Raw genomic sequence first — 6,057 nt, 5'->3', positions numbered from 1 at the left:
TACCCAGCTTTTGTGAGCCAATAAAGATGATGGGGCGGATGTAGCAAGACTCAAGCTTATTGCTGCTGATCACTTCAAGAATGCCCTTGGCAATATCCTCGGGGCTATAGGGCATATTCATTTGAAAGATCTTGGTGCCATTAAATAGGCGCTTGATGTGCTCTGGGAGGCGAAAAACAGCAGTGCCCTGAGCAGTTTTATAGGCGCGGATCCCTTCAAAAACGCCCATGCCGTAGTGTAGGCTGTGTGTTAACACGTGAACATTGGCCTCACGCCAAGGGATGAGCTTCCCATCAGTCCAAATAAAGCCATCGCGGTCGGACATCGACATTTTCTTTACCTTTTGTATCTATAGGCTATTTTTCATAGCGGATTAATCGGGGCGCGAAATCGACGGGATCGGTAAGCGACCCTTTTTGCTCGATAGTGCGTCCAAACCCCTATTGTAGAGCAGGCGGGGTGGTCTGATGGCTTGGACTGACGGGGTAGCTAGGCAGGACGATTTAGAATGGAGTATTCCCCATAAACCATCCTTTTTAGCCACTCTCATGCCAGATTCTTTATTCAAAGTTAAGCGTTTAAGCGAATTAGCCCAATCAGGTCAATTAAAGGGAAAGCGGGTGTTGATCCGTGCCGACCTTAACGTTCCCCAGGATGACGCAGGCAATATTACTGAGGACACTCGGATTCGTGCCTCTATGCCTGCTGTACAAATGTGTTTAGACGCTGGCGCGGCAGTGATGGTGACCTCCCATTTAGGTCGTCCTACAGAAGGTCAATTTAAGCCAGAAGATAGTTTGGCTCCCGTTGCAGATCGGATTGCAACTTTACTTAATCGCAAAGTGCCTTTAATTAGCGATTGGGTCAATGGCGAATTTGAGGTTAATCCCGGCGAAGTAGTTCTTTTAGAAAACTGTCGCTTAAATGTGGGCGAAAAAAAGAATAATGATGATTTAGCCAAAAAAATTGCAGCACTCTGTGATGTGTATGTGAATGATGCATTTGGTACGGCGCATCGTGCTGAGGCAACAACGAATGGTGTAGCTAAGTTTGCCCCGATTGCTTGTGCTGGCCCCTTAATGGCAGCAGAATTAGATGCTTTAAGTCGTGCATTGGCAAGTCCGAAGCGCCCTCTGGTGGCGATCGTAGCGGGCTCTAAAGTTTCTTCAAAGCTGACGATTCTCAAGGCACTCTCAGAAAAAGTAGATGAACTCATTGTGGGTGGCGGCATTGCGAACACCTTTATGTTGGCGAAAGGTTTGCCCATCGGCAAATCATTGGCTGAACCCGATCTGGTGGATGAGGCTCGTGAAATCATGGATCTCATGGAAAAGCGTGGAGCGCATGTACCAATTCCAGAAGACGTTGTTGTTGCCAATGAACTCTCACCGCTAGCGCGCGCCAATCGCGTTGCTGCTGATCAAGTGGCTGAAGACGACATGATTTTGGATATCGGTCCCAAAACAGCAGCGCGCTTATCCATCATGCTGGCGCATGCTGGCACGATTGTGTGGAATGGTCCTTTAGGTGTATTTGAGATTGACCAGTTTGGTGGTGGCACCAAAATGCTCGCAGCAGCAATTGCTCATTCCCCTGCATTCTCTATTGCTGGTGGTGGCGATACCTTGGCTGCAATTGCTAAATATGGCATTGAAAATCAAGTAGATTACATCTCTACAGGTGGCGGTGCCTTCTTAGAGTTTTTAGAAGGTAAAACCCTGCCAGCTTTTGCCATCCTAGCTGAGCGGGCGAAAGACTAAATATGCAAAGAGCTACCAAAATCATTGCCACTTTAGGGCCTGCATCAGAAAAGCCTGAAGTGTTACGTGAAATGATTCGCGCTGGAGTGGATGTAGTGCGTATGAATTTTTCTCATGGCACAGTTGCGGATCACAAAGCCCGCCATGATTTAGTGCGCAGTATCTCTGCGCAAGTGGGTAAAGAGGTTGGCATCATGGCTGACCTTCAAGGCCCTAAGATTCGAGTTGGTAAATTTGCTGATAGCAAGATTTTGCTTAAAGAAGGCGAGCAATTTATTTTGGATGTGGCTTGTCAGTTGGGTAATCAAGAGCGCGTAGGCCTTGATTACAAAGAATTGCCTAACGATGTCAAAGCGGGTGATCGCCTTTTATTAAATGATGGCTTAGTCGTTTTGCGTGTTCAAAGTGTAAAAGGTGGAGAGATATTCACCTTGGTTGAGCAAGGCGGGCCACTGTCGAACAATAAAGGCATTAATCGCGCCGGTGGTGGTCTCACCGCTCCAGCATTGACCGAAAAAGATATTGCTGATTTGGATGCAGCCATTGCGATGGGTGTGGATTTTTTAGCCATTAGCTTTCCTAAAGACGGCGCTGATATGGCCTATGCTCGCAAGCTAGCGGATGCAGCTAGCGCAAAGCATGGCGTTGGAAAGGTGAGAACCATAGCAAAAGTAGAGCGTGCTGAAGCGATTGAGCCTGAGGCGCTCAAAAGCATCATTGCAGAAAGTGACGGCATTATGGTTGCCCGTGGTGACCTCGCCATTGAAGTGGGTAACGCTGCGGTACCAGCATTGCAAAAGCGCATGATTGCTTGGGCTCGCGAAGCCGATAAATTTACGATCACTGCTACGCAGATGATGGAGTCCATGATTAATGCACCCGTGCCAACACGAGCAGAGGTGAGTGACGTAGCTAATGCAGTATTAGATGGTACTGATGCGGTAATGCTCTCCGCAGAATCTGCTGCCGGAATGTATCCAGTGCAAACGATTAAGGCAATGGCAGAAATTTGTGTTGAAGCTGAAAAGTCATATCGAGTGCAGTTAGATACGGACTTCTTGGATCAAACCTTTACCCGCATTGATCAAACCATTGCTTTGGGAGCGCTATTTACAGCCCATCACCTCAATGCCAATGCTATAGCTGCATTAACAGATTCAGGATCAACGGCGATTTGGATGAGTCGTCACAATATCCATGTGCCCATTTTTGCCTTAACCTCAAAGATCGCAACGCAGCGTGCTTTGAGCACCTATCGTAATGTCACTCCGATTGGCTTGGATTACACCAAGGATCGGGATACTGCATTGCAAGAGGTGGAGGCGTGTTTAAAGAAGATGGGTGCAGTAAAACAAGGCGATACGGTTGTCTTAACTTCTGGAGAGCCCATGGGTGAGCCAGGGGGCACCAATACCCTCAAAATTATTCATGTGAAATAAATCATCAGAAATAACTTAAGATCAATTTATTGCAATATTCATTTCATTATCTAATTACTACTTATTAAGAGAACATCATGGCTTTAGTATCTTTACGTCAACTCTTGGATCATGCTGCAGAAAACGGTTATGGCTTGCCTGCCTTTAACGTAAACAACTTGGAGCAAGTGACTGCAATTATGGAGGCCGCCAATGAGGTGAACTCTCCAGTCATCATGCAAGCTTCTGCAGGCGCACGTAAATATGCTGGCGAAGCATTTTTACGTCATTTAATTTCTGCGGCTGTTGAGGCTTATCCTCATATTCCCGTTGTCATGCATCAAGACCACGGTCAAAGCCCTGCTGTGTGTATGGCTGCGATAAAGAGCGGCTTTACTAGCGTCATGATGGATGGCTCTTTAGAGGCCGACGGTAAGACTGTTGCGAGCTACGAATACAACGTAGATGTTTCAAGAGAGGTCGTGAAGTTCTCTCACTCTATTGGCGTCACTGTTGAAGCAGAGCTCGGTGTATTGGGCTCTTTAGAGACAATGAAGGGCGATAAGGAAGATGGTCACGGTGCTGATGGCACGATGACTCGCGAGCAATTGTTAACGGATGTTGAGCAGGCAGCTGACTTTGTGAAAGCAACCCAATGTGATGCATTGGCGATTGCGATTGGTACAAGCCATGGCGCATATAAATTTAGTAAAAAGCCTACTGGTGATATTTTGGCCATTGATCGCATTAAAGAAATTCATGCGCGTATTCCGAACACCCATTTGGTAATGCATGGCTCCTCTAGCGTTCCTCAAGAATTACTCGCTGAAATTCGTCAATTTGGTGGCGATATGAAAGAAACCTACGGTGTGCCAGTTGAAGAAATTCAAGAAGGTATTAAGAATGGTGTGCGCAAAATCAATATTGATACCGATATTCGCTTGGCGATGACCGGTGCGATTCGTCGCTACTTTGTAGAGAACCCCAGCAAGTTCGATCCTCGTGATTATTTGAAACCTGCTCGTGAAGCAGCAAAAAAGGTCTGTATTGCACGTTTTGAAGCCTTTGGTTCTGCAGGTCAGGCATCCAAAATTACTCCTATTCCATTAGAAAAAATGGCTGAGCTATACAAGAGCGGCAAGTTAGCTCAGATAGTGAAGTGATCTGAATATGCCAGCGCTTTACGCAACTTCGATTAAGTCATTGCCACTGCTTTCTAAAGGTAAGGTGCGTGATGTTTACGCATTAGGCGATGACAAGCTTCTGATGATTACTACAGACCGCTTATCAGCATTTGATGTGGTGATGGGTGAGCCTATTCCTGAAAAGGGTGTAGTACTCAATCAAATGGCGAACTTCTGGTTTGAAAAACTAGGCAATGTCATCCCAAATCACCTTACCGGAATTGATCCTGCAACGGTAGTCACTCCTGATGAAGTGGATCAGGTGCGCGGACGTGCAGTTGTGGCAAAGCGTTTAAAGCCAATTTTGGTTGAAGCGGTTGTGCGTGGCTATTTAGCCGGTAGTGGCTGGAAAGACTACAAAGAGACTGGCAAGGTTTGTGGAATTGCTTTGCCTGAAGGTTTAGAAAATGCGCAAAAGTTGCCTGAGCCAATTTTTACTCCTGCTGCAAAAGCAGAGGTTGGTGAGCATGACGAAAATATTTCGTTTGAAAAAGTCATTGAACTGATTGGTGAAAAATTAGCAAACCAAATTCGCGAAGTCAGTATTCGCCTTTACAAAGAGGCTTCTGAGTATGCCGCTACGCGTGGAATAATTATTGCCGACACCAAGTTTGAGTTCGGCTTAGATGAAAACGATCAGTTAGTGTTGATGGATGAAATTCTGACGGCTGATTCCTCACGCTTTTGGCCAGCTGAAACCTATTATGTTGGTTCAAACCCACCTTCATATGACAAACAATTTGTGCGCGATTGGCTTGAAACGGCTCAAGTGAATGGCAAGTTATGGCCAAAGACTGCCCCAGCACCCCAATTGCCTGCAGATGTGATCGAAAAGACAGCCCAAAAGTACCGCGAAGCCTTAACTCGTTTAACCAAGGTCGTTTAACCAAAGTCGCTTAACGAAAGCAGCTGAGTCGGGGATAATAGGGTTTTTAGAGATTTGCTGCTCAATTTTTCAGGGGTTTGGAGAGGTTCATGAGTAAAAAGCCAATAGTGGGAATAGTGATGGGTTCCAATTCAGATTGGGACACCATGCAGCATGCCGCTCAAATGTTGGAGCAATTTGGCGTTCCTCATGAAGCAAAAGTAGTTTCAGCACATCGCATGCCAGATGATATGTTTCAGTATGCCGAAAACGCACAAGCAAATGGCTTGCAAGCCATCATCGCGGGAGCTGGCGGGGCGGCGCATTTACCAGGTATGTTGGCTTCAAAGACGATCGTTCCTGTTTATGGTGTGCCAGTAGCAAGCAAATATCTACGTGGTGAAGATTCTCTCTACTCGATTGTGCAGATGCCCAAAGGAATTCCTGTGGCAACGTTTGCGATTGGTGAGGCTGGTGCAGCCAATGCTGCTTTGCATGTGATTGCAGGGTTGGCTTTGCATGATGCGCAGCTCGCTAAACGCTTAGAAGAGTTTCGCGCGAAGCAATCTGATACGGCGCGCTCAATGAATTTGCCGGGATATTAATTACATGGCAGATCGTATGGAGCCCATTTTGCCGGGTTCATATTTAGGTATTTTGGGTGGCGGTCAACTGGGGCGGATGTTTACACAAGCTGCTCAAGCGATGGGTTACAAAGTATGCGTACTAGATCCGGGCTCAGATAGTCCTGCAGGTTCTATTGCTGAAAAGTTTATTCAGGCTGATTACACCGATTCTGCAGCGTTAAAAGAGATGGCCGCTTTATGTGC

The 6,057-nt window shown here is 46.5% G+C and carries 7 protein-coding genes; 6 read left to right on the top strand and 1 reads right to left on the bottom strand.

Annotated elements, in window-relative coordinates; all coding sequences use genetic code 11:
- Window positions 1-331 (bottom strand): aminotransferase class IV (locus KIH43_RS01830; protein ID WP_297717101.1); only part of this gene is annotated, 331 nt, incomplete at its 3' end.
- Window positions 332-548: 217 nt separating this feature from the next.
- Between KIH43_RS01830 and KIH43_RS01825 the strand changes: the two genes are divergently transcribed.
- The 6 genes from KIH43_RS01825 to KIH43_RS01800 all read left to right on the top strand — a co-directional run.
- Window positions 549-1,760: a phosphoglycerate kinase gene (locus KIH43_RS01825; protein WP_297717104.1), complete on the top strand. Its 1,212-nt coding sequence runs from the start codon at window positions 549-551 to the stop codon at window positions 1,758-1,760.
- Window positions 1,761-1,762: 2 nt separating this feature from the next.
- On the top strand, window positions 1,763-3,199 hold the full coding sequence (gene pyk / locus KIH43_RS01820; RefSeq protein ID WP_296968507.1) for a pyruvate kinase: 1,437 nt from the start codon (window positions 1,763-1,765) through the stop codon (window positions 3,197-3,199).
- A 77-nt stretch (window positions 3,200-3,276) separates the two neighbouring features.
- Window positions 3,277-4,341 (top strand): class II fructose-bisphosphate aldolase, encoded by a 1,065-nt coding sequence (gene fba / locus KIH43_RS01815; protein ID WP_297717098.1) that lies wholly within the window; start codon window positions 3,277-3,279, stop codon window positions 4,339-4,341.
- Between the two features lie 7 nt (window positions 4,342-4,348).
- Complete coding sequence (locus tag KIH43_RS01810; protein ID WP_297717094.1) at window positions 4,349-5,248, top strand: phosphoribosylaminoimidazolesuccinocarboxamide synthase; 900 nt, start codon at window positions 4,349-4,351, stop codon at window positions 5,246-5,248.
- 89 nt (window positions 5,249-5,337) lie between these two features.
- A complete protein-coding gene (gene purE / locus KIH43_RS01805; RefSeq protein WP_296968502.1) occupies window positions 5,338-5,832 on the top strand; it encodes a 5-(carboxyamino)imidazole ribonucleotide mutase in 495 nt (164 codons plus the stop codon).
- Between the two features lie 4 nt (window positions 5,833-5,836).
- Window positions 5,837-6,057, top strand: a 221-nt coding sequence (locus KIH43_RS01800) for an NAD-dependent epimerase/dehydratase family protein (protein ID WP_366069212.1), incomplete at its 3' end; no start/stop codon positions are given.

Source organism: Polynucleobacter sp., from assembly GCF_018500155.2.
Lineage (GTDB): Bacteria > Pseudomonadota > Gammaproteobacteria > Burkholderiales > Burkholderiaceae > Polynucleobacter.
Note: the sequence above shows the minus strand (reverse complement) of the source record. Positions and strands in the feature narration are given on the sequence as shown.